The organism is Blastomonas sp. AAP53 (genome assembly GCF_000331245.1).
GTDB lineage: Bacteria > Pseudomonadota > Alphaproteobacteria > Sphingomonadales > Sphingomonadaceae > Blastomonas.
In genome coordinates, this window is sequence record NZ_ANFZ01000007.1 from 1 (window position 1) to 22565 (window position 22565).

Sequence of the window (22565 nt, forward strand, 5' to 3'; positions counted from 1 at the left end):
GATGGCGTGGCGCTGGTCGACGAGACCGGATCGGTGCTGGTGCAGATCAGCGACCGCGTCGCCGCGATCAACGTCCGCGTCGCAGAGATCTCGTCCTCCACCCAGACCCAGGCCGCGCGCCTGCAGCAGGTCAACATGGCCGTCAGCGAGATGGACAAGATGACGCAGCAGAACGCCGCGATGGTCGAGGAATCGAACGCCGCAGCGCGCAGCCTGGCCGAAGAGGCCACCGACCTCACCAACGTCGTCCAGCGCTTCAGCGCCGGGCAAGGACAGGCCGCCAAGGCGTCGCCTGCCCCCGCCCGCAGCGCCCGTCGCACGCCACCCGCCCGCATGCCGATGGTATCGGGCAACCTCGCCCTGAAGGTCGAAGAGACCCAGGACGATTGGTCCGAATTCTGATCCCAAGGAGACAGGTTGATGCGTCACATGACACTGCCCAGCCGTTGCGACCGCCCTGCGGCGATCACATTCCACCCGGAGCTGCGCAATTATCTGCTGAAGGGTCCGGTGGAAATCGATGGCACCGATGTCTCGCAACTTGGCCAGGCCATGCTGCAGCTGCTGTTGAGCGCTCGCCAGACCGCCACCAGGACCGGGCATTCGCTGACCATCATTATGTCTGAAAAAATGCGCACAACGCTCGCCGGGGCAGGAGCTGACCCGGATACGCTGAGCGGAATTGGGATGCCGTCATGACGAACGAAGAAATTCGCACGATCTTCTTTGCCGAGTGCGAAGAAGCGCTGGCCTCTGCCGAACGGGCCCTGACCGTTTGCCAGACGTCACCTGACAACATGGACGCGGTGAACGACGTTTTCCGTTCGGTCCACTCGATCAAGGGCGGAGCCGGCGCGTTCGGCTATACCGCGCTGCAGGTTTACACCCATGGCTTCGAAACGCTCCTTTCGGACGTTCGCGATGGCATCCTGCCGATGTCCGAGGACCTGTTGTCGCTGCTGTTGCGCGCGCTTGACCTTCTGGGCGACCATGTTGGCCGCGCACTGAACGGTGAACCTGCGCCTGATGACGCGGCGATGATCGCCCAGCTTGCTGCTGCGCAGGCCGGTAACGCTGCATCGGCCGAAACTGCGGCCGTGGTCGCTGCCCCGGTCGAGGCCGCACCGGTGGAACCCAGCGTTCCCGAAGCTTCGGACCCTCCGGCTGCTGAGGCCGAAAGCTACGACGATCTGGCGTTCGACCTCGATGCGATGCTGAACGACATCGCGACCGACATCGCGCCCTCCAAGCCCGCCTGGCGCATCGGCGTCACGCCGCAGCCAGCCGCGATGCTGAACGGCGGCGAGCCACTGCTGCTGCTGCGCGAACTGCGCGCGCTGGGTGACAGCACCGTCCGGCTGGACACCAGCGCCCTTCCCGATCTTGATGCCTTCGATCCGCAGGCCGCGTATCTCAGCTGGGAAGTCACGCTTCCCGGCGAAGTCGATCGCGACGCCATCGAGGACGTGTTCGGATTTTCCGGCGACGACCTGTTCGTCAACATCGACACTGGCGCTTCGGTACCCGAAGCTGCAGCGCCGGAAGCGCCGAGCGCGGCGACCGAACCGCCCGTCGCCGAAGCTGCGCCGGTCGCAGCACCGGCACCCGAACAGCCGGTGGTCGCTGCCGCGCCGCCCGCCCCTGCTGCACCGGTCGCAGCGCCCGCTGCCGCAGCCGAACCCGCCAAGCCGGTCCTCGTCGCAACGCAGCCCGCGCCTGCTGCACCGGTTGCGGCCGCGGCACCTGCCGTGCCCGCAGCGGCTGCAGCACCTGCCGCGCCCGCCGCACCTGTGTCCCAGTCGGTCCGCATCGACCTGCGCAAGCTGGATCAGTTGATCGATACCGTGGGCGAAATGATGATCGCGCAAGCGATGCTGGGCCAGCACATGGGCATGCATGGCCTGCGCAACAGCAGCGAACTGGCGATGCTCGAATCGCTGACCCGCGATGTGCAGGAACGCGCCATGGCGATCCGCGCACAGCCGATCAGCACCGTGTTCAGCCGCATTCCGCGCCTGCTGCGCGACCTGCAGGCCAGCACCGGCAAGAACATCCGGCTGGAGGTTTCGGGTGAATCGACCGAAATCGACAAGACCATCATCGAACGGTTGGGTGATCCGCTGACCCACCTCATCCGCAACGCTGCCGACCATGGCATCGAGGATGCCGAAACGCGCACTGCTGCGGGCAAGGACCCTGAAGGTACGCTGCGCATTTCGGCCGAGCAGCGTTCGGGCCGCATCCTGATCCGCATCGACGACGATGGCCGCGGCATCGACCAGGCCAAGGTTCTGAAAAAGGCCGTCGAAAAGGGCCTTGTTGCGCCCGATGCCAACCTGTCGCCTGACGAGATCAACAACCTGATCTTCGCGCCCGGCTTCTCGACCGCAGAAGTGGTCTCGAGCATCTCGGGTCGCGGCGTCGGCATGGATGTGGTGCGCCAGAACGTGAAGGATCTGGGCGGTCGCATCACCGTCAAGACCGAACCGGGTGCCGGCACCAGCTTCATCCTCACCCTGCCGCTGACGCTCGCGATTGCCGATGGCATGACCGTGACGGTCGGATCGCAGACGCTCGTGCTGCCGCTGTCGCACATCGTCGAGAACCTGCGTCCGGGCCCGTCGGACATCCAGCGGCTGGGCAACGGCCGCCTGATGCTCAAGGCGCGCGACCGGTTCATTCCGGTTGTCGATATAGCCCGCGCGCTGGGCCTCGACGGACAGGTCAGCGACCCCACCCAGGCGGTTCTGATCATCGTCGATACCGAACTTGCAGGACAAGCCGCCCTGCTGGTGGATTCGATCGTCGATCAGCGCCAGATCGTCATCAAGAGCCTCAACGCCAACTACCGCTCGGTCGAGTGCGTGGCCGGTGCGACCATCCTGGGTGACGGCCGCGTCGCGCTGATCGTCGACATTGACGGTCTGGTCGCCGCAGAGGCCGGAACGCAGAGCTACCGGGAAGTCGCGTGAACGCTCAGTCCCTCTCCTTTGAAACGCTGCCGGGGATCAGCCGCGCGGTCTACTCGCCCGAGGATTTCGCCACGGTGCAGCGGATCGCGCACGAGACTGCGGGCATCGTGCTGGTGCCGGCAAAATCGATGCTGGTCTATTCGCGCCTTGCCCCGCTGGTGCGCGAATCGCGTTTCACCACCTTTACCGACTATCTCGCCGGGCTGCGGCAGAACGAGGAGGAGCTCCGCCGCGTCATCTGCGCGCTGACCACCAACCACACCTATTTCTTCCGCGAAGAGCACCATTTCGATCATCTCAGCGAATCGGTCGCGCCCGGGCTTATCGCCAAGGCACGCCATGGCCATCCGGTGCGGATCTGGTCTGCCGGGTGTTCCAGTGGCGAGGAGACCTGGTCGATCGTCACCACGCTGCTGGGCGAGGATTCGCGCATGGCCGGAATGCTGGCAGAAACGGACCTGCGCATTCTGGCGACCGATCTGGACGACAACGTGCTGAACGCTGCCCGCGCGGCGACATACCCCACCGAAGGCATCTCTGCCATGCCGGCCGAGCTGCGCAGGCTGTGGACCCAGGCACAAGGTGCGACCACCACCATCAATCCGCAGGTCCGCCAGCTGGTCAGCTTCAATCGGCTGAACCTGTTGCATGATTGGCCCATGCGGCGGCAGTTTGATGTCATCTTCTGCCGTAACGTCATGATTTATTTCGACCAGCCAACAAAAGAACGGCTGGTGTCGCGCTTCGCTGAGCATCTCCTACCCGGCGGGCATCTTTATATTGGCCACAGCGAGCGGGTTATTGGCCCGGCGACGGCCTGTCTTACGCAAATCGGTAAGACTATTTACGTTAAGGATAGCGCATGAGTATTCGTGTCCTCATCGTCGATGATTCGCCCACCATGCGTGCGTTGCTGACCGAGGCCCTGCGCCCGGAACCAGGCATTGAGGTCGTGGGCACGGCCGTCGACGCGCGCGAGGCGCGCACCAAGATCAAGGAACTCAACCCCGACGTCGTCACGCTCGACATCGAGATGCCGGGCATGAGCGGGCTCGAGTTTCTGGAAAAGCTGATGACGCTGCGTCCCACGCCGGTGGTGATCGTGTCCGGTCTGGCCGAGAGTGGCTCGGCGATGACGGCGCGTGCGCTCGAAATCGGCGCGGTCGAATGCTATGCCAAACCCAGCGGTGCTGCCGGCAATCTGCTGGTGTCCGATCAGGGACGGCTGGCCGAAATGATCCGCAACGCAGCACAGGCCAAGGTGCAGGCGCACGACAACGCGCGCGCCGCGCCCGCTCCTCGCCAGAAAATGGGCTCCGCACGCACCAGGCTGATCGCGATCGGCGCTTCGACCGGCGGGGTGGAGGCGCTCCACGTTCTGCTCAGCCAGTTCCCCGCCGATTGCCCGCCGACCATGGTCGTCCAGCACATCAATGGCGCATTCGCCGAAGCGGTTGCCCGTCGTCTTGATACGGTGTGTGCGCCCAAGGTGATGATCGCCGAGCCGGACCTGCCGGTAAAGGCTGGCCATATCTATATCGCGCCGGGCACCGAACGTCACATGGAAGTGCGCGGCAATGCCAGCAACGGCATCTATGTGCGCGCGCGGCCCGGCCCCAAGGTCAGCGGCCATCGCCCCAGCGTCGACATGCTGTTCCATTCGGTTGCAGAAAATCTGGGCCCCGATGCGCTGGGCATTCAGCTCACCGGCATGGGCAGCGATGGCGCGCAGGGCCTGCTGGCCATGGCAGAAACCGGTGCGATGACCATCGCGCAGGACGAATCGACATCGGTGGTGTTCGGCATGCCCGGCGCGGCAATTGCCCTGGGTGCGGCCAGAATGGTCGCGCCGATCCATCGCATCGCCCAGCATGCGTTTGCAGGAAATGCGCTATGTTGATGGAAACAATAGACTTTTCAAAGCACAAGCGGGTCCGCTTGATGGTCATGCAGGGCCAGGCGCGGGTCAGCGGCGATCCTCGGCTGGAGCTGACGACAGTGCTGGGAAGCTGCATCGCCTGCTGCCTGTTCGATTCATCGAACAACGTCGGTGGTATGAACCACTTCCTGCTCGCCAGCCCCGGAAACGACGCCGGGCTCGACGAACATTACGGCGTTTACCTTATGGAAGTGCTTATCAACGAAATGCTCGCATATGGTGCCGATCGCCGGATGCTGCGGGCACATCTTTACGGGGGCGCTAACATGTCGAGCGGAATGAGCTGGATTGGCACGGCCAATGCCGAGTTTGCTCACTCGTTCCTGAAGGCGGAAGGCATTCCGCTGGTCAGCCAGTCCCTGGGGGGGCCATCGGCCAGACGTGTCGATTTCCGCCCCTACCATGGCATGGCGCGTTGCAAGATTGTCGACAACACCATGGCACCCAAAGACCTGCCGACACCAAAAATTCGTGAAGATCACGGCGATATTGAGCTGTTCTGAGAAGAGGATCGAGAAGATGACTTGCGCTCCGGATAAGACCCGCATTCTGACGGTGGATGACAGCCCCAGCATGCGGGCATTGCTGATGCATGCGCTGACAGCGGAAGGCTTTCACGTGGACCAGGCCGACGACGGCGTTTCCGCGCTGGACTGGCTCAAGGAAAACGAATGCGATGTCGTGATCACCGACATCAACATGCCCCGCATGGATGGCTTTGGCCTGATCGAGAACCTGCGTCGCGACGCCATCCATGATGGCCGCCCGATCCTGGTGCTCACCACCGAGGCTTCAGAAGAAAAGAAAGCGCAGGCGCGCCGTGCAGGTGCGACTGGCTGGATCGTCAAACCGTTTGACGCGGCCAAGCTGGCCGCAGCGGTGCGCAGGGTAACGCACTGATTTTACGATATCGTACTCTTGGGGAATCAACATGAACCGTCAGCTTATTACGTTTGAAGTCGAAGGCCAGACCTTCGGAATCGACATCATGGGCATCCGTGAAATCCGCGCCTGGTCACCAACGACCCGTCTGCCGCGTGTGCCGGACTTTGTGGCGGGCGTGGTGAATCTGCGCGGCATTGTATTGCCGGTGATCGATCTGGCTGCGCGCCTTGGATGGAACAAGTCCAATCCCGGCGAGCGTCATGTCATCATCGTCACCGAAGTGAACGGCCAGCTCAAGGGCATGATTGTCGATGCCGTGCGCGATATCGTGACGTTCGATCAGGCCGCGTTGCAGCCGCCGCCGACCACCGGCGATGAGGTGCTGCCGTTCCTGGAAGGACTGGCATCTCTCGACGATCGGATGGTTATGGTTTTGGACCTTGCCGCCCTGACCCATGAGCTGGAATACCGCGACGCAGCTTGAAATCTTAACATTCATATCAAAACTGAAGGGTTGTTACCATGACCACTGCTCGTGTCCTGATCGTCGATGACTCGATCACTATGCGCGCGCTTTTCTCCAGCGCTCTGGAGAAAGACAAGAACATCACCGTGCTCGGAGCGGCACGCGATGTCGTGGAAGCCCGCGAAATGATGGCCGAGTTGCACCCCAATGTGCTGACGCTCGACATCGAAATGCCGGGCATGAACGGTATCGACTTTCTGGCGGAGCTGATGGCCGATCGACCAATCCCGGTGGTGATGCTGTCCACGCTGACCCAGAAGGGTGCGGATGTCTCGCTGCGCGCGATCGAGCTGGGCGCGGTCGACTGCTTCCCGAAGCCGCAAAAGGCAACCGCCGAAGAGTTTGCCAAGATTTCGGGCAAATTGTGCAAGACGGTGCTGACCGCCGCGCGCACCAATCTGAATGCGCAGCGCAAGTCCAAGGACGCTGTCGATATCAGCGCATCGTTCAATTATCGCTGGAACGGCCAGGTGCTCGCCATCGCCGGCGGCATGGGCTCGATCGATCCAGCGACAATGGCGGTGACAAGCCTGCCGACCAACTGCCCGCCAACGATCGTTTCGCTGGCCATCGACGAGGCCCTGTCGGCCTCGCTGGTCGGCAATCTCAACCGCGATTGCCGGGCCAAGATCAAGATCGCCGAAGATGGTGCGCTGCTCGAGCCTGGCGTCGTCCATGTCGCCATCGATCCGTTCTACCATGTCGTGATCGACAGCTGGCCGAACGGTCGCATCCGACTGGTCGGGCGCGATCCGGTCAACGGCGCGCGTCCTTCTGCCGACCTGTTGCTCGCCTCGCTTGCCAAGACCGTGGGCGGCAAGGGCATCGGCCTGCTGCTCTCGGGCGGCGGCGAAGATGGTGCAGCCGGCATGGCGGCCCTGCGCGGGGTAGAAGGCAAATGCCTGCTGCAATCACCCGAAACCGCCATCATCCCCGAGATGATCGGTGCCGCAATCGCCAAGGGCATCATGAACTTCGTGCAGCCCAGCCAGTTCGGCCCGGCGTTGTGCCCTGTGGAAGAGGCATCGCAGAATGCTGCATGACCGAATGGCCCTGCGAGTGATAGCAGACCTGCTACGCTCGACAGGCGGCCTGACCGAGCGCGTGGGGTCTGCCCTGTGCGCCGATGCCGAAGTCATGACCCGCAACATCACGCTGCTGCAGGACATCGACCTGTTGTCACAACGCCAGATCGCCCTTGCCGACATTCTCGATTCGGACGATCTGGCGCACTCCCTGTCCACATGCCGGCTGGAATGGATTGCCAGCGCCTATCGTCCGGCCAATGAGGCGTTCGGCGAACCGGACAGCGAAGAAGACGACATCCTTTTCGGCAACGCCTGACAGACCGAAAAACCGACACGAAGGCACCGCCCCCCGCGCCTAGCCGGTCGGATACCCCCGCCACCGCTTTATGGTGCGGATGGCAAAGCTCGAGCGCATCGCGCTGACCCCCGGCAACCGCGCAAGACATTCGCGATGGATCCGGTCGAACTGCTCCAGATCATGCGCCGCGATCCTGAGAATATAGTCGGCACTTCCCGACATCAGATGACATTCAAGAATGTCCTCGAAATCCCCGACCGCCTGTTCAAAGCGATCCATTGACTCGCGGCTCTGGCTGTTGAGCGTGATCTCGACAAACGCCTGCAGCTTCAACCCCAGCCGCTGCGGATCGAGCCTGGCCGAAAAACCCATGATCAACCCGGCCGCCTCGAGCGACTTGATCCTGCGCTGACAGCCTGATGTCGATGTCCCGATTTCCTCGGCAAGATCGGCCAGCGATCGCGACGAGTCGGTCTGCAGGGCGTTCAACAGCAGCCGGTCGATACGATCCACAAAATTTCCCATATTTGGCAGTCTCTGCGGGCAGATTTATCACTTATCGCGCCGCCGTCCACCTCCTTTGGCAAGATTACCCTGAGATTCTGGTATAGCATGCGGTTCTGTTCATATCACGGAGGCTCCCCATGCGCGTCGGCACTGTCACAGAAATCAAGAACCACGAATACCGGGTTGGATTGACACCGGAGAGCGCGCGCGAACTGGTGGCGCATGGCCATGATGTGTGGGTCGAAGCCGGCGCCGGCAACGGCATTGGCGCATCCGACGAGGCCTACGAAGCCGCAGGCGCCGTCATCAAGACGAACGCCTCGGAGATCTTCGCCGAATGCGAAATGGTGGTGAAGGTCAAGGAACCGCAGCCAGTTGAACGCGCGCAGCTGCGCCAGGGCCAGATCCTGTACACCTATCTGCACCTAGCGCCCGACCCCGACCAGACCGCCGATCTGGTGAAGTCCGGCGTCACCGCGATCGCCTATGAAACCGTGACCGGCGCGGACAACTCGCTGCCGTTGCTCAAGCCGATGAGCCAGGTCGCCGGACGCATGTCGATCCAGGCTGGCGCCACCGCGCTGGAAAAGGCCCATGGCGGCCGCGGCGTGCTGCTGGGCGGTGTTCCCGGCGTGCTGCCGGCCAAGGTAGTCGTGATCGGTGGCGGCGTGGTCGGCTTCAATGCCGCGCAGATGGCGGTCGGCCTGGGTGCCAACGTCACCATTCTGGACCGCGACAACCTCGTGCTTGAACGGCTCGACAGCCACTTCGAAGGTCGCAGCCGCACGCTCTATTCGGGCAGCGCCGCGCTGGCTGCCGAAATCGCCGAGGCTGATCTGGTTATCGGTGCCGTGCTCGTCCCCGGAGCCGCCGCCCCCAAGCTCGTCACCCGCGAGATGCTGAAGACGATGAAGCCGGGCGCGGTGCTGGTCGATGTCGCGATCGACCAAGGTGGCTGCTTTGAGACCAGCAAGGCGACCACCCATGCCGATCCGACCTATATCGTCGACGGCGTGGTGCACTATTGCGTCGCCAACATGCCGGGTGCCGTGGCGCGGACCAGCACCTATGCGCTCAACAATGTCACGCTGCCGCACGCGCTGCGCATCGCCGATCTGGGTTGGAAGGGTGCGCTCAAGGCCAACCCGCATCTCGCCGCCGGACTGAACGTGCACGAAGGGCAGATCACCTACGAGGCTGTCGCGCGCGATCTGGGCCATGATTACGTTCCCGTGTCCTCGTTGCTGGGCTGAACGCAGACGGGCTCACATTCCGGAATCACGGCGGAGCGCTGTCAGGCGCCCGCCGGCGATCCGGCGTCCTGGTTTTCAGGTATCGCAATCGGCGTCGCGGCGCAGACCGTGCGCAGTGCCTGCTTCAACCCTTCCTCGATCGTCGGGTGATAAAAGGGCATTTCGAGCAGCTGTGTTGCAGTCATCTTCTGCTGGATCGCCCATGCCAGAAGGTGTCCCAGATGCTCGCCGGCAGGCGCGACAAGATCGGCACCGATCAGCACGCCATCGGGCGCGGCGGCATAGAGTGTCAGTGCGCCCTCGTTGCAAGCCTCAACCTTTGCCCGGCCCTGATCCGAGAAGTCGGCCGTGCCGCTGACCGCGCCGTCCTCTTCTGCCGCGCCGATGCTGACAACCGGGGGATCGGTGAAGGTGATGCTGAACGGCACATAGCGATCAATCCGCACCGGCGCCGGATAGGCAGCCGCGTTGCGCCCGGCGATCGCGCCGTCGTGCGACGCCTCATGCAGCAACGGAAGGTCCGCAGCCACATCGCCGGCCAGAAAGATCTGGCTGTCGCCGCAGCGCATGGTGCCGCGGTCGTGTACCGGAATGCCCTTGTCGTCGAGCTGCAACCCGGCCTTGTCGAGCGCCAGCCCGTCCAGCATGGGGGGGCGTCCCACGGCGACGAAGACATGGTCGAATGTAGCCCTGCCCTCGCCGCTCCCCGTCCAGCGCAGGACGACGTCATCGCCGTCGCGCTCGGGGGTCACCTCGACGCCGAGATGCAGCTCGATATCACGCGCAAGGATGTCTTGCAGCGCGGCGTGGACACGGGGGCAGCGCAGCTTGGCCATGGTCTTGGATGTGTCGAACAGCGTCACGTGAATGCCCAGCCGGGCAAAGGCCTGCGCCATTTCCAGCCCGATCGCACCCGATCCGACGACCGCAAGCCGTCGCGGCAAACTCGTGAGCTGAAAGACATTCTCATTCGTCAGCGCACGCTCGCCCAGCGCCGCGAACGGCTCTGGCAGCAATGGGCGCGATCCGGTGGCGATGATGATCGTCCGCGCGCTGATCGTGCGCCCATCGTCCAGCAACAGCTGACCGGGAGCGGTGAACTTCGCCCTGCCCCGTAGCCGGACGCCTTCGGGAATATCGGCGATGGTCTTGCGCGTGGATGCGACAAAGCGATCGCGCTCGTCGCGGACCCTCTGCATGACGGCTGCTTCTTCGAGGGTGACCTCGCCAACAGTTACGCCAAAAATCGCGGCACGGTCCACCGCGTGCCGCGCTTTGGCTGCAGCTATCAGCAGCTTGGACGGCATGCAGCCGACGTTGGCGCAAGTCGTCCCATTGAAGTCGGGATCGATCAGCAGCGTCGATGCGCCGTTCTTGCGCGCCGCGCGTTCGGCAGCGAGGCCGGCGGTGCCGGCCCCGATCACCGCGACATCACAGCGCAGACTGTCCCCGTTGCTCATGCAACCAGGATGGCCTTGGCGTTGACGAACTCCTTGAAGCCTTCATCACCATGCTCGCGGCCATAGCCGGAGTCCTTCACCCCGCCGAACGGCATGTCGGGCGAAGCGACGTTGAAGTTGTTGATGAACACCATGCCGGTATCGAAATGCTTCGCCGCCAGCTCCTTGGCACGTTCGACATCGCGCGAGAAGATGCCGCCGCCCAGCCCATAGCGGCTGTCGTTGGCGATCCGCATCGCATCCTCGTCGTCCCTGGCGCGAATGATCGAGGCAGCAGGGCCGAACAGCTCGTCGTCATAGGCTGGCTGGCCAGGCTCGACATCGACCAGCACGGTGGGCGGGTAGAACCAGCCCTTGCGGTCGGGCACTTGCCCGCCAGTCAGCACGCGCGCGCCCTTGGCGACGCTCTTTTCCACCTGATCGTGCAGCGAATCGCGCTGGCGCTTCGATACCAGCGGGCCGAGCTGAGAATCCTCTGCAGTAGGATCGCCCATCTTCAGGCCCTCGAACTGGTCGACATAGCCCTTCACGAAAGCATCGTAATGGGCCTCGGTGACGATGAAGCGCTTCGCATTCACGCACGTCTGTCCGTTGTTGTAGATGCGGCCCTGCACGCACGTCTTGATCGCAAGCTCCAGATCGGCATCGTCGAGCACCAGATAGGCGTCGTTTGATCCCAGCTCGAGCACGGTCTTCTTGACCACTGACGCGGCCTTGGCGCCAACAGCGCGGCCAGCCTTGTCGCTTCCGGTCAGCGTCACGCCGCGCACATGCTTGTGCTCGATCACCCGATCGGACTGGTCATGATCGATGATCAGCACGCCGAACAACCCCTTGGGCAAGCCGGCGCGCTCGTACAGGTCACGCAGGAACAGCCCGCTGCCGGTGCAGCTTTCGGCATGCTTGAGCAGCACGCCATTGCCCGCCATCAGGCTGGCAATCGAATATCGCACCGCCTGATAGGCGGGAAAGTTCCAGGGCTGGATGCCGTAGACCACCCCGATCGGCGCGTGGGTGACGTAGCCATCTCCATCCTGCGTCTGCCGCTTCTGTTCGGCGAGCGCCTTGGGACCGTTGCTTGCGGTATAATCGCAGATCCCGGCGACCAGGTCGACCTCCTGCAGGCTGTCACGCAGCAGCTTGCCAACCTCCCCGGTCATCAATTGCGCGAATTCCTGCTTCGAAGCGCGCAGTTCGTCGGCAATTCGGCCGATCACTTCGGCGCGCGCCTCAAGGCTCTGCATGCGCCAATCGAGAAACGCCGCATGGCTGGCCTCGACGACCTGCGTCGCCTCGTCGTCCGACATGTAATGGTATGTCTCGATCGGCTCTTCGGTCAGCGGGTTGATCGTCTGAAAGCTGCGGTCAGTCATGTTCATCTCCAAAGGTGGGGTAGGTTGCGGCCTGATCAGCCGTGGGTGGCGCGGTGGCTGTCGAGCTTGTCCTCGACATCATTCAGCGCCTTGAGAATTTCAGTATGCCAGCCAGTGGGGGGCAGCGACCGGACCGCTGAATGCGCGGTACAAACGGTCTTGGTGCCGGCCCAATCCTCTGCAAGCTGGCGCGCCCAGCGGGCATAATCATCGGCGGCGCCACTGCGCTGCTGCAACGCCTTGGCCAGCATCGGATGAAAGCGCAGCCGGGGTTCGGGCAGGATTACACTCAACAGGCCTGGAGGCACGAACACGTTGATCGTATCATCGACATGCACGATACCGCTGGCGCGGTGCCGCACCAGAACCGAGGCGACATGCACCTTTTCGTCCGGACTGACGAAATCCACGCCGACGGGAATGGAAAAATCGAAGTCTGCTGCGAATTCGCTCTGGGTCGCGCCATCCTCTATCATGGCCGGGTCCCAGGGCAGGTTCGGCAGCTTTTCGTGATGACGCCTGGTCCCGATCAGCCGGACGCCAGGCAGAAAATCGAGCAGCGCGGCGCAGTGCAGCGTGTGGAAGGGATGGACATTGATGATGGCATCAACCTTGCGTCCCCCATCCGTCAGACGATCCAGCTCGGCGCGATCCTTGTCATCCAGGGCATAGCTGTCGAGCACGACGAACCGACCGTTCGCCCGTCGCACGAGCGACATGTGCGTTCCGATGTCGATCAGCCTTGCGATCTTGAATGAACCACGGAAATTCCAGAAATCGTCGTGCAGCCGGTCCACCGAACCTCCGTTTTCAGCCGCTCATCATGCGACACCACCTCTACGCAGCCGCCCCCAAGGCAGTTCCGGCAGCGACCAGACAGCCCGCACCGTGCGCGGTGCCGGAACGACATTTGCTCGATACATAAAGCGATCGAGAACCCTGCAGCGGGCAAACGCTGGTCGGCAGGCCCAGACTGATCGGGCGCTCCTGGGCCTATCCAGTTCCTCGCGCGGTGCGGATCGTCAGCATTGCCTGGCGGACCAACGCCTCGCCCCGGTCATTCAGGAGCGGCTGACGAATTGTTGCCCTGATGGCCGACCCGCTCTTGGACAGCTGCGCTGATGCTCAGATGTCGTGGGCAAACCCCGGCAGACCGCTGCCTAGATTGACTCCGCAAAAACGAACCACATCCCCAATGCGAACTGTTTGTGCATCATCGCCGTCAATGATTGCTAGAACCGTTGGTCCTTCAGCCAGCTTGACGTATGCGGGCACAGTCATCCCCGCCTTGGTCCGCCAGATCGTGATGGAATATACTTCGGCGAGCCCTGTAGCCTGCCTCCATGCGGTTGCGCCGCTGCCGCAGTAAGGACAGTAGCTGCGTGGATAGTGGTGACAGGTTCCGCACGAATCGCAGCTACGCACGAGCAATTGGCCGCGCTTCAGCGCATCATGATACGCCGTGATGTCTTCGGCATCCGACCCAGGGATTACAGCGTTCACATCCGTTCCAGAATGATGGTCGATGAACCGTGATGAGCACCGATTGCACCACCCGTGCCATGCGCCAGTGCCAGATCACAATTGGGTACCTGCACTGCGGGATGGGAAGTGCCGCGGATCTGGCGAGCGGCCTCAAGCAGTTTTGTCATTCCGCCCCGATTGCCAGGATGGTTGCTGCACAGCCCGCCACCATCGGTGTTGAACGGCAACTTGCCCACGCCTGAAATGAGGTTTCCGTCGGACACAAAGGCGCCGCCCTTGCCCTTTTCGCAAAAACCGATGTCCTCGATCTGGACGAGCACCGTGATCGTGAAGCTGTCGTATAGCGAGGCGTATTTGATATCGGCGCGTTCGATACCTGCCTCCCGAAACGCCTCGTTAGCCGATCGGACGCCGGCCGTGCTGGTCAGGTCAAACCGTCCGCCATTGCGGTGGCCGACGGCACAGCCACTTCCGCGCACCCGGACGAGCGGCCTGCCGAGCGTCCGGGCGATCTCTTCTCGCGCCACAATGACGGCGCCGCCACCATCGGTCATCACGCAACAGTCCAGACGATGCAACGGATCGCAGACCAGCGGTGAGGCGAGCACGTCATCCACGGTCACGACATTGCGCAGCAATGCGTGCGGATTGTGCTGGGCATGATGCGAAGCAGCGACCTTGATCCATGCGAGCTGTTCGCTGGTGGTCCCGTATTCGTACATGTGCCGCGCAGCGACCATCGAATAGAGCGGCGTGGGGATCAGCCCCCCAAAAGCGATATCGGGTGATGACCCAACGTCGGGCCCAGTCAATCCGAACGGCCGTCTCTCGCCCATCTGGTTGTCGGCCATCGTGATCAAGGCTACGTTGCAATGCCCCGCCCGGATCGCATCCATGGCATGCTGCACGTGGAACAGATAGGACGAGCCGCCGGTCTCGGTACTGTCGGCATACCGCAGGTTGTTGAGCCCCAGATATTCACCCATGGCCAACGCACCCAGGCCGGGCGCATCCGCCGCGCAAAAATAGCCGTCCACATCGCCCAGCGACAGACCCGCGTCGGCCAGTGCCCCATGGGCGACATCTGCGTGAAGACGCGCCCGGGTCAAGCCCTCGGCCTTCCGTGTCGGATGTTCGTACAAGCCGACGATAAAGCTGTTTGCGTCCTTCACTCGCGCTGTCTCATCCGCCTGCACTGTCGCCAGCGCCATCGGCCAGTGCCCATTCGCGCAAGTTGCGCTTGAGTATCTTGCCACTGGCATTACGCGGCAGGGCATCGACGATATGGACCGCCTTGGGGGTCTTGAACCCGGCCAGCCGCGCCGAGCAGAACGCGCGGATATCGCTTTCATCGCACGACAATCCGGCACGCAGGACGACAAACGCAGTCACCGCCTCGATCCACACCGGATGCGGCAATCCGATGACTGCAACCTCTGACACCGCCGGGTGCGTGTAGAGCACCTCCTCCACTTCGCGTGATGCCACATTCTCGCCGCCCGACTTGATCATGTCCTTCTTGCGATCGACAATCGTCAGGTAACCTTCTGCATCGATCGTCGCGAGGTCTCCGCTGTGGAACCAGCCGCCGGCAAAGGCTTCGGCCGTTCGCTCAGGGTCATTCCAATAGCCGATCAGCAATTGGGGAGAGCGATGCACCACTTCGCCCACGTCTCCAGGCGCGACGTCATCCATGTTGTCATCGACCACGCGGGTTTCGACGTTGATCGTCGCACGACCGGCCGAACCGATGCGGGCGGCATGTTCTTCGGGAAACAGCACGGTGGCAACCGGCGCAATTTCAGTCTGGCCATAGAAATTCCACAGCCGCAGCCTCGGCAGGCGCCGCTGCATTTCGGCGATGACCTCGCGCGGCATGATCGAGGCGCCATAAAAGCCCCGTTCAAGGCGCGACAGGTCATGCAAATCAAACAGCGGCGATCGCAGCAGCGAGATCCACACGGTGGGCGGTGCGAAAAAGGCTGTCGCGGCGAAACGGTCCAGCAAAGGGATCACGTTTTCAGGAGCTGGGCTCGCCGTGATGACGTTGATCGCCCCGATTTGCAGCGCCGGGCCGATCATCGCATCAAGCTGCGCACAATGAAACAGCGGGAGCGCATGGACGGTGACCGTATCGCGCGTCCACTCGCCGTCGATGATGCAGCTTTGATATTCGAGGAGCACCGCATCGTGCGTGAGCATGGCCCCCTTGGGCCGGGATTCGGTGCCGCTGGTATAGATGATCTGCAGCAGGTCCTGCCGGTCGGCGACATCCTCCACCGGCGCGCCGTCGACAAGCAGCGCGCGCCAGGAGGCGACGCCCGACTTGTCGGGTTCGCCGCCATCCTCCTGTGTCAGGCCGAACACCCTCTCGACGGCATCAGGGGCCGCAGCCAACCCCGTTTCGGCTGTTGTGCAATCGACAAACAGCAACCGGGCACCGCTGTTTTCGAGGATGAAGCGGACCTCTTCGGCGATCAGCATGAAGTTGATCGGCACGAAGACCGCGCCGATACGGGCCACCGCAAAGCGCAGCGCCATGAATGCGTGACTGTTGCGCGCCAGCACCGCCACGCGGTCGCCCGGCACGATGTTCCGGGACGCCAGTCCGCGTGCGAGCTGATCGACCACCGCGTCGAAATCGGCGTAGCTCCACGCCACGTCACCGCAAATGATCGCCTGGCGATCCCGGTGGCGCAGCGCCGATCGCCTTAGCATGTGCGACAAGCTGTCCTTGCGCGCCTGTAGCGTCATCGCCCCCACCTTTCCCGACCACTTGCCGTTTGAACACTAGCCATGATTGTGGGCACCGCCCAATGCGCCAAGGCCTGGGCAGACATGGCACGCGTTATCATGGAATATCTGGACTTTCTGGGCTTCTGTCAGAAAGTCGAAGCCTCCTATCACCGGGACCAGATCATCGCCGGGTCGGCCCGTTTCCGGACGGATGGCGCCGCCCGAACCGGGCGCTTCGGTGCCGAAGCAGATGTTGTTCGGCGTCTTCTGCTTGATGGCAGCTTCCAGGAAATGCAGGTCGGGCGCGTTGGTATCGAAGAACAGGTTCTTCGACACGTCACGTTGCGACATGTGGGCCTTGTCAGCCTTGATGAACCGGTCAAGCGCGCCGCCGCAATGGCAGATGACGACCTTGAGCTCGGGAAAGCGGTCGAACACATCGCTGTGGCTGAGCAGCTGAGTTGCCAGATACTGTTCCCAGACGAAGCCGATCTGGTAATTGTGGGGAACGATGTCGATGCGCGGATCCATGCAGTTGGTGCCATGGACTATGATGGGGATGCCATGCTTCTGGCAGCGATCATAGACCGGGTACCAATAGGGCTTGTCCATGCCCGGCGAACGACGGTCTCCGGTGGGATCGGGGCTAAGATAGACAGCCTTGAAACCGAGCTCCTCAACGCAACGGTCAAGCTCCGGAATGCAATGCGACAGGTCGTCGGCATCGGCGTTCTGCGGCAGCTGGCCAGCACCAACGAACCTGCCCGGCTCGAGGCTTACGTGCTTGTAGATCATGTTGTTGACGTAGCGCGTCCAGGCCGGAAGCAGATGATGGTTCATCCAGCCCAGCATAAGGAACGGCCGCGGGCCGATCAGCTGGGCGTCGATATTGTAATCATCCAGCAGACGAACATGCGCGCCAACCGATTGCTCCCAGCCCTCCTCTGTCAAACCCAGCTTGAAATCCAGCGTGCTGCGCGGATCGATTTCGAGAGGGGTGTTCGACGCCAGCATGAAGGCCAGCATCGGCGTGCCGTGCATGGGAGCGGACACATGAGCGTGAATATCCAGAACCTTGGTTGACTTGTACATGCTGTCTCCTGGGGGAAAGGAAGTGAGCGGATTGGCTGACGGCAACGCGTTGCGCCGCCGCCAGCGACCTGGTTGAACTTGTTATTGGGCCCGACCTCATGCCGCTTGCGCACACTCAAGGTCGGCCCGCGACATTGCCGGATCAGAACCGGAAGGATGCCTGAACGCCGATAGTGCGCGGCATTTCTTCTGCCACCTGCGCAGCTCCGCTTGCTCCGGCCTGATTGAATCCGTAGTTCAATGCATAAACGTCAAAGAGATTGCGTACGATCAGCGCCACCTCGACACCGCTGGGCTCGTGCTCGACGCCTAGCCGGATGTCGGTGCGGACCCGACCCGGCACACGCGCGAGGGGAAAGGTCGTGGCGTCGCTCAAGGCCTGACTAGAACGGAACTCGGCGGTAACATCGGATTTCAGCCGCAGCTCGGAGGTCAGGCCGGTTTCATAGGCCAGATTGGCGATTCCGCTCCATTTGGGAGCAAAAGGCAGGCCGCGAATGGAATTTGCCGGGAGTGTGCCGATCTTTTTCACATCCGCATATGTTGCGGTCATGCTCGCCCGCAATCCGTCGATGATCTGCAGGTTGACCTGGGCCTCCGCGCCGCGGCTGCGGACCTGATCGTTGCGGATGACGAACCGCGTACCCAGGTTGACGCCAATCTGGTAGTCGCGCAGCCGTGTATCGAACACCGCGAAATTGATCGAGGAACCCGGCGCAAAGTTGGATTTGATACCACCTTCGATCGTCCGCGAATTTTCGGTATCGAAGAATGGATCGGTCACGACGCCGCCAGGCGAGGTGGGAGTGGCGACAAAACCGAAGCCCTTGGTGCCTGTCGAGTAGCTCGCATAGACGTTGGTGTCAGGGGTGATGAAATACTGGCCCTGCAACGAATAATCGAAATAGCTTTTGCCGCCCGTCCGCGAAAACGCCGGATAGGCGCCGTAGACGGCGATCGTCAGGCCACCTGGACGCTGGATTGTGCGGGCGCTGTAGTCGCCATCCTTGTTGAATCGTTCGGCACGGGCGCTGCCGCTGACCTGGAAACGGTCGCTGAATTTGTAGAGCAGCTGCCCGAACAGCGAGAATGTCTCGGTCGTCTGGCGGTAGGACGACTGGAATGCTCCGCCCAAAGAGGGCGCGGTCATTTGCGCGCCGTTGAAATCGAACAGATCCTCGTACGTCCATTTGTCGTGGTAATAATATCCGCCGACCAGCAGGCTGAAAGGCTTGCTGGGGTCAGTCGCAAGACGCAGTTCCTGCGAGAACGCCTTGTCGGTTTCAAAGCCTGCGCGCAGGACCGGACTGTTCACCATGTCGGCCGCGTCAATGATGAAGATGTCATCATATTCCGAATAGCCGGTCACCGAGGTCAGCGTGATGTCCCCGAAGGAATAATTAAGCGTCGAGTTCAGCCGGATGCCGTCATTCTCTCCACCAATGCGGTCGAGCCCGCGATAGCTGAATCCGGTGCGAAAGGTGTTGCGGCTGGTGAACCGTTCCAGGGTATAGCCGGTATCGCCGCCAAGCACCGCATTGCGACGGGAATTGCCCAGCGTGTCGATGCCGGTGCGGAAGAACTGCCCGTCAAGGGACATGTCGGCGTACTGGAACGACATGGTCCAGTCGAGATCGACATTGGGAGAATAGCGTGCGGTGAGGCGCACTGCGGTGCGCTCGACCGACGGGGTATCCTTGCCGCCGAATGCCGAACGCATCCATCCGCCCTCGTTACTGTAAAGACCGGCCAAGCGGATGGCGAAGGAATCGGACAGCGGGACGTTGATGGCAGCGTTAAGCGTATCGGTACCCAGCTCGAACTCGTGGTAGTAAGAGCCCTCTGCGCCAAATTCGAAATTGGGTTTGCGGGTCACGAGGGTCAGCGCGCCGACGCTGGTGTTCTTGCCCACCACCGCAGACTGCGTGCCCTTGAGCAGCTCGACACGGTCGAGGTCGAACAGCGCTGCGGAATAGTCGCGCGGGTGGCCGGCAAAAATGCCATCAATGAACAGACCGACGGTTTGTTCGAAGGAGTTGTTCGAAGGGCTGGATCCCAGGCCGCGAACTACGGGATTGACCAGGCCGCCGGGCGCCTGGTTGATACGTACGCCGGGAACCGCCGCTGTCAGCTGCTCGACCGAGGTCAGTCCCTTGCTGACGATCGCATCGCCTGAAACGATGTTGACCGTGACCGGAACCTTCTGCGCACTCACGCCGCCTTTCAGCGCGGTGACGATAATCTCGCCATCGCTCATGGCCGAGTTTCGTTCCTGCTGGGTCTCGCGGCCATCAGCACGGCTGCCGGTTTCGGGCGTCGATTGGGCATGCGCGATACCCGCTGCGGACATCAGAACCGTTGCCAGTGCCGACCATCCTGCATTCCGCACGAGACGTGCACGATTGTTGGAAAAAAACGTCATCGTCAGGTCCTCCCCTATGATAGCCGGACCATTCTGGTCTCTGCCGCTGCCCTACCACTAAACTGTCCACTAGGAATGATCAATACACTATAGACGAACCTTTCGTACAAGTTTAACCTCTGGAAAAAATGGGCCCTTCACCAATTATGGTGTTGAAAACGAACGATCTTGGAGAGGCAGAGGTGGACATCGTCGTTGTGACGCCTGGAGGAACCGGTGAAATCGTCGCGCCGTTGCTGGCCAGGCTGACCTCTCTGGGATTCGCCGTTCATGCGCATCAGGGCGCGCTGGACGACATCGTGGCGTCCCACCACTGGCAACAGGCGACGATCCTTGTCGGCACGGGATTCGATTGTGCAAAGGCGCAACTTGACCGCGCGCCGGGCTTGCGGGCCATCATTGTACTCACCATCGGCCACGAAGGCGTCGATGTGGACGAGGCCACCTCACGCAACATTCTGGTCGTGAACGGCCAGACTCCAGAGAACTACCAAAGCATGGCCGAAGCCACGCTGCTGCTGATTCTTGCCGCACTCTATGATCTAGACGGAGCGCAAAATCGCCTGAGAAACGGGCAGTGGCATGTCCAGGGGCAACGCTCGCGGATGTTGAAGGGCAAAACGCTGGGAATCATTGGCTATGGCAATATTGCCCGCAGCCTGATCAAGCGTCTGCAAGGATGGGAGGTCAGCACCCTTGTCCACACCCGCAGGCCCCCCGCCGCTACTGGCTACGGCGAGCAGTTCGTACCGCTCGAAACACTGATTGCCCAAAGCGACATCGTCGTTCCTCTCGCCAGCCTCAATTCCACCAGCGTGCACCTGCTCGATGCCGAACGGCTGGGGCGCATGAAGCCGGGTGCCATTCTGGTCAATACCGCGCGCGGCGGGCTGATCGACGAGCGTGCACTTGTCCCCTTGGTCCGCTCTGGGCGGATATCGGCCATTGCACTCGATGTCTTTGAGGCAGAACCACTTTCCTGCGACAGTCCGCTGCTCGATCTGCCCAACGCGATCCTCACCCCCCACGACATCGGCCACACGCGCGAGAGCAGCGAAGGGATGATGCGAACCGGCATCGACCATCTGGTCGCTGTCAGCTGCGGAACGATACCGGCGGCTGCGATCAATGCAGACGCGCTTGCAGAATGGTCGCTTTAAGGCGGGCGGACGACTTCACATTCCACCAAGCCCCGCGAGAGGGCATTCAGCCAGGACGAGGAACATATGGCCCAGGGGCAGCAAACCACTTCAGCGCAGGCCATGCCGCTTCAGGCGCGCGATCCCTGGGGCGTATTGGCGATCATGGCGCTGCTGATCATCATGTCGATGATCGATCGGCTGATCCTGGCATTGCTCGTCCGGCCGTTGAAGGCCGATCTGGATCTGAGCGATGTCCAGCTGGGCCTGCTGTTCGGGACCGCATTTGCGGTTTTCTACGGCATGATGGGGCTGCCGCTGGCGCGGATTGCCGACAGGTACAACCGTATCAGGCTGATCACGCTAGCGGTGACGCTGTGGAGCATCTGCACCATCCTTTCGGGCTTTGCGAATGCGTTCTGGCAGCTCCTGCTGCTGCGCGCCGGGCTGGCGATCGGCGAGGCTGCGCTGTTTCCTGCGGTGCATTCCCTGATCTACGACCTGTTCCGCGTACAGCGCCGACCGCTGGCCGCATCCATCGCCACCGCAGCTGCGCCGCTGGGTGGCGCGCTGGCGTTTATTGCCGGCGGCGCTCTGGTCGACAGCATGAGCGTCTGGGTGGACCAGGGCGGCGGTGGAGGCTTTCGCACATGGCAGATCGTGTTTTTTGCGGTCGGCATTCCAAGCCTGATGCTCGGCCTGATCTTCGGCGGAGTGGTGCGAGAGCCTGCACGGGTGGCCCGCGCGGACGAAGAACACAAGGTGGGCGCGTTGGAGGCGTTGCGCGGACGGCGGATGATGTTTCTCTGGCTGCTGCTGGCCGGTGGCATCTGCCAGGTGGTGCCCTATGCCTATCAGGCATGGGCACCGACGCTGCTGACCGAAAAATACGGTCTTTCAATGAGCCAGGCGGGAATCTCGCTGGGACTGGTCGGCGCACTGGGGGCGGTGCTGGGGACGTTTCTGGTGCCCTTGCCTGTCATGCGCTTGTACGATCGGGGAACGACCAGTGCACTGACCAGACTGCCGATGCTGATTGTCGCCGTCGGCACGGTCAGTTTTGCGCTGGGTCCGCTTTCGTCCAGTGTGTCCATGCTGCTGGCCGCCTATTTTTTAGGAGCCTTTGCGCTGATGGGCACCAACGCCACGGTGTTCGTGTCGATGCAGCGGCTCGCCCCTGACAGCGTGCGAGCGACGCTGGTGGCGGGGACGCTGCTCGTCTCGTCCAGCCTTGGTCTGGGGCTGGGGCCAATCACCGTAGCGTATCTGGCCAATGCCATCGGACCGATCCCCCGGTTCGACATTGCAATGTCTGCGCTTGCGGTCGTGACGGGTATCGGCTCGCTGGTGTTTTTCTGGCTGGCGGGGCGGCGCCTGGCCATCCCGGCTGGCTGATCAACTCGGCTCTGGTGTTGGACGGACCTTGGCGGCATGACGCTGGGCATCATCA

At 62.3% G+C, this 22565-nt stretch carries 21 protein-coding genes and 1 pseudogene; 13 read left to right on the forward strand and 9 right to left on the reverse strand.

Annotation, left to right across the window (positions count from 1 at the left end; translation table 11 throughout):
• From D618_RS17790 to D618_RS17805, 10 genes and pseudogenes are all read left to right on the forward strand, one after another.
• Positions 1-402, forward strand: a pseudogene (locus D618_RS17790) (methyl-accepting chemotaxis protein); the annotation flags it as partial.
• A gap of 27 nt (positions 403-429) precedes the next feature.
• Entirely contained in the window at positions 430-699 is a 270-nt protein-coding gene (locus tag D618_RS17795; protein WP_017670593.1) for an STAS domain-containing protein, read from the forward strand.
• On the forward strand, positions 696-2972 hold the full coding sequence (locus tag D618_RS0106010) for a chemotaxis protein CheA (RefSeq protein WP_017670594.1): 2277 nt from the start codon (positions 696-698) through the stop codon (positions 2970-2972). Before D618_RS17795 ends, D618_RS0106010 begins: the two co-directional genes overlap by 4 nt.
• Positions 2969-3838, forward strand: a complete 870-nt coding sequence (locus D618_RS0106015) for a protein-glutamate O-methyltransferase (protein ID WP_017670595.1) — start codon at positions 2969-2971, stop codon at positions 3836-3838. Before D618_RS0106010 ends, D618_RS0106015 begins: the two co-directional genes overlap by 4 nt.
• Entirely contained in the window at positions 3835-4872 is a 1038-nt protein-coding gene (locus D618_RS0106020; RefSeq protein WP_017670596.1) for a chemotaxis response regulator protein-glutamate methylesterase, read from the forward strand. The genes D618_RS0106015 and D618_RS0106020 overlap by 4 nt, the downstream gene beginning before the upstream one ends.
• The gene (locus D618_RS0106025; RefSeq protein ID WP_238550597.1) at positions 4866-5414 is read left to right on the forward strand and encodes a chemotaxis protein CheD; all 549 of its coding nucleotides are present in this window, start codon (positions 4866-4868) and stop codon (positions 5412-5414) included. The genes D618_RS0106020 and D618_RS0106025 overlap by 7 nt, the downstream gene beginning before the upstream one ends.
• A gap of 16 nt (positions 5415-5430) precedes the next feature.
• Complete coding sequence (locus D618_RS0106030; RefSeq protein ID WP_081590430.1) at positions 5431-5811, forward strand: response regulator; 381 nt, start codon at positions 5431-5433, stop codon at positions 5809-5811.
• A gap of 31 nt (positions 5812-5842) precedes the next feature.
• Positions 5843-6280 carry a chemotaxis protein CheW gene (locus D618_RS0106035; RefSeq protein ID WP_017670599.1) on the forward strand — a complete coding sequence of 146 codons (438 nt, stop codon included), beginning with the start codon at positions 5843-5845 and terminating at the stop codon, positions 6278-6280.
• Between the two features lie 38 nt (positions 6281-6318).
• A complete protein-coding gene (locus D618_RS17800; RefSeq protein ID WP_017670600.1) occupies positions 6319-7365 on the forward strand; it encodes a chemotaxis protein CheB in 1047 nt (348 codons plus the stop codon).
• A complete protein-coding gene (locus D618_RS17805; RefSeq protein ID WP_152414567.1) occupies positions 7355-7666 on the forward strand; it encodes a hypothetical protein in 312 nt (103 codons plus the stop codon). The genes D618_RS17800 and D618_RS17805 overlap by 11 nt, the downstream gene beginning before the upstream one ends.
• 39 nt (positions 7667-7705) lie before the next feature.
• Here the strand turns inward: D618_RS17805 and D618_RS0106050 are convergent, their stop codons facing one another.
• On the reverse strand, positions 7706-8161 hold the full coding sequence (locus D618_RS0106050) for an Lrp/AsnC family transcriptional regulator (RefSeq protein ID WP_026091357.1): 456 nt from the start codon (positions 8159-8161) through the stop codon (positions 7706-7708).
• A 131-nt stretch (positions 8162-8292) separates the two neighbouring features.
• On the opposite strand from D618_RS0106050, the gene ald reads away from it, so the two are divergent.
• Positions 8293-9408 carry an alanine dehydrogenase gene (gene ald, locus D618_RS0106055; RefSeq protein ID WP_017670603.1) on the forward strand — a complete coding sequence of 372 codons (1116 nt, stop codon included), beginning with the start codon at positions 8293-8295 and terminating at the stop codon, positions 9406-9408.
• A gap of 41 nt (positions 9409-9449) precedes the next feature.
• Here the strand turns inward: ald and D618_RS0106060 are convergent, their stop codons facing one another.
• The 8 genes from D618_RS0106060 to D618_RS0106090 all read right to left on the reverse strand — a co-directional run bounded on the left by D618_RS0106060 (position 9450) and on the right by D618_RS0106090 (position 19904).
• Positions 9450-10868 carry a dihydrolipoyl dehydrogenase gene (locus tag D618_RS0106060; protein ID WP_017670604.1) on the reverse strand — a complete coding sequence of 473 codons (1419 nt, stop codon included), beginning with the start codon at positions 10866-10868 and terminating at the stop codon, positions 9450-9452.
• Complete coding sequence (locus D618_RS0106065; RefSeq protein ID WP_026091358.1) at positions 10865-12241, reverse strand: NAD-dependent succinate-semialdehyde dehydrogenase; 1377 nt, start codon at positions 12239-12241, stop codon at positions 10865-10867. The genes D618_RS0106060 and D618_RS0106065 overlap by 4 nt, the downstream gene beginning before the upstream one ends.
• A 35-nt stretch (positions 12242-12276) precedes the next feature.
• Complete coding sequence (locus tag D618_RS0106070; RefSeq protein ID WP_017670606.1) at positions 12277-13038, reverse strand: hypothetical protein; 762 nt, start codon at positions 13036-13038, stop codon at positions 12277-12279.
• A gap of 328 nt (positions 13039-13366) precedes the next feature.
• Entirely contained in the window at positions 13367-13744 is a 378-nt protein-coding gene (locus D618_RS19290) for a zinc ribbon domain-containing protein (RefSeq protein ID WP_081590431.1), read from the reverse strand.
• Complete coding sequence (locus D618_RS0106075; RefSeq protein WP_017670607.1) at positions 13741-14937, reverse strand: thiolase domain-containing protein; 1197 nt, start codon at positions 14935-14937, stop codon at positions 13741-13743. The genes D618_RS19290 and D618_RS0106075 overlap by 4 nt, the downstream gene beginning before the upstream one ends.
• Positions 14909-16480 carry a fatty acyl-CoA synthetase gene (locus D618_RS0106080; protein WP_040370336.1) on the reverse strand — a complete coding sequence of 524 codons (1572 nt, stop codon included), beginning with the start codon at positions 16478-16480 and terminating at the stop codon, positions 14909-14911. The genes D618_RS0106075 and D618_RS0106080 overlap by 29 nt, the downstream gene beginning before the upstream one ends.
• A gap of 36 nt (positions 16481-16516) precedes the next feature.
• A complete protein-coding gene (locus D618_RS0106085; protein ID WP_040370326.1) occupies positions 16517-17554 on the reverse strand; it encodes an amidohydrolase family protein in 1038 nt (345 codons plus the stop codon).
• Positions 17555-17696: 142 nt separating this feature from the next.
• Positions 17697-19904 (reverse strand): TonB-dependent receptor, encoded by a 2208-nt coding sequence (locus tag D618_RS0106090; RefSeq protein ID WP_193746680.1) that lies wholly within the window; start codon positions 19902-19904, stop codon positions 17697-17699.
• A 224-nt stretch (positions 19905-20128) separates the two neighbouring features.
• Between D618_RS0106090 and D618_RS17810 the strand changes: the two genes are divergently transcribed.
• Complete coding sequence (locus D618_RS17810) at positions 20129-21136, forward strand: NAD(P)-dependent oxidoreductase (protein ID WP_193746681.1); 1008 nt, start codon at positions 20129-20131, stop codon at positions 21134-21136.
• Between the two features lie 102 nt (positions 21137-21238).
• The gene (locus D618_RS0106100; protein ID WP_193746682.1) at positions 21239-22510 is read left to right on the forward strand and encodes an MFS transporter; all 1272 of its coding nucleotides are present in this window, start codon (positions 21239-21241) and stop codon (positions 22508-22510) included.
• Positions 22511-22565: the final 55 nt, after the last annotated feature.

Bases quoted from the DNA above. Each gene is read 5' to 3' on its own strand.
- D618_RS17795 (WP_017670593.1), top strand. From the start codon at position 430: ATGACACTGCCCAGCCGTTGCGACCGCCCTGCGGCGATCACATTCCAC.
- D618_RS0106010 (WP_017670594.1), top strand. From the start codon at position 696: ATGACGAACGAAGAAATTCGCACGATCTTCTTTGCCGAGTGCGAAGAA.
- D618_RS0106020 (WP_017670596.1), top strand. From the start codon at position 3,835: ATGAGTATTCGTGTCCTCATCGTCGATGATTCGCCCACCATGCGTGCG.
- D618_RS0106025 (WP_238550597.1), top strand. From the start codon at position 4,866: ATGTTGATGGAAACAATAGACTTTTCAAAGCACAAGCGGGTCCGCTTG.
- D618_RS0106030 (WP_081590430.1), top strand. From the start codon at position 5,431: ATGACTTGCGCTCCGGATAAGACCCGCATTCTGACGGTGGATGACAGC.
- D618_RS0106035 (WP_017670599.1), top strand. From the start codon at position 5,843: ATGAACCGTCAGCTTATTACGTTTGAAGTCGAAGGCCAGACCTTCGGA.
- D618_RS17800 (WP_017670600.1), top strand. From the start codon at position 6,319: ATGACCACTGCTCGTGTCCTGATCGTCGATGACTCGATCACTATGCGC.
- D618_RS17805 (WP_152414567.1), top strand. From the start codon at position 7,355: ATGCTGCATGACCGAATGGCCCTGCGAGTGATAGCAGACCTGCTACGC.
- ald (WP_017670603.1), top strand. From the start codon at position 8,293: ATGCGCGTCGGCACTGTCACAGAAATCAAGAACCACGAATACCGGGTT.
- D618_RS0106060 (WP_017670604.1), bottom strand. From the start codon at position 10,868: ATGAGCAACGGGGACAGTCTGCGCTGTGATGTCGCGGTGATCGGGGCC.
- D618_RS0106065 (WP_026091358.1), bottom strand. From the start codon at position 12,241: ATGACTGACCGCAGCTTTCAGACGATCAACCCGCTGACCGAAGAGCCG.
- D618_RS0106075 (WP_017670607.1), bottom strand. From the start codon at position 14,937: ATGGCGCTGGCGACAGTGCAGGCGGATGAGACAGCGCGAGTGAAGGAC.
- D618_RS0106080 (WP_040370336.1), bottom strand. From the start codon at position 16,480: ATGACGCTACAGGCGCGCAAGGACAGCTTGTCGCACATGCTAAGGCGA.
- D618_RS0106085 (WP_040370326.1), bottom strand. From the start codon at position 17,554: ATGTACAAGTCAACCAAGGTTCTGGATATTCACGCTCATGTGTCCGCT.
- D618_RS0106090 (WP_193746680.1), bottom strand. From the start codon at position 19,904: ATGTCCGCAGCGGGTATCGCGCATGCCCAATCGACGCCCGAAACCGGC.
- D618_RS0106100 (WP_193746682.1), top strand. From the start codon at position 21,239: ATGCCGCTTCAGGCGCGCGATCCCTGGGGCGTATTGGCGATCATGGCG.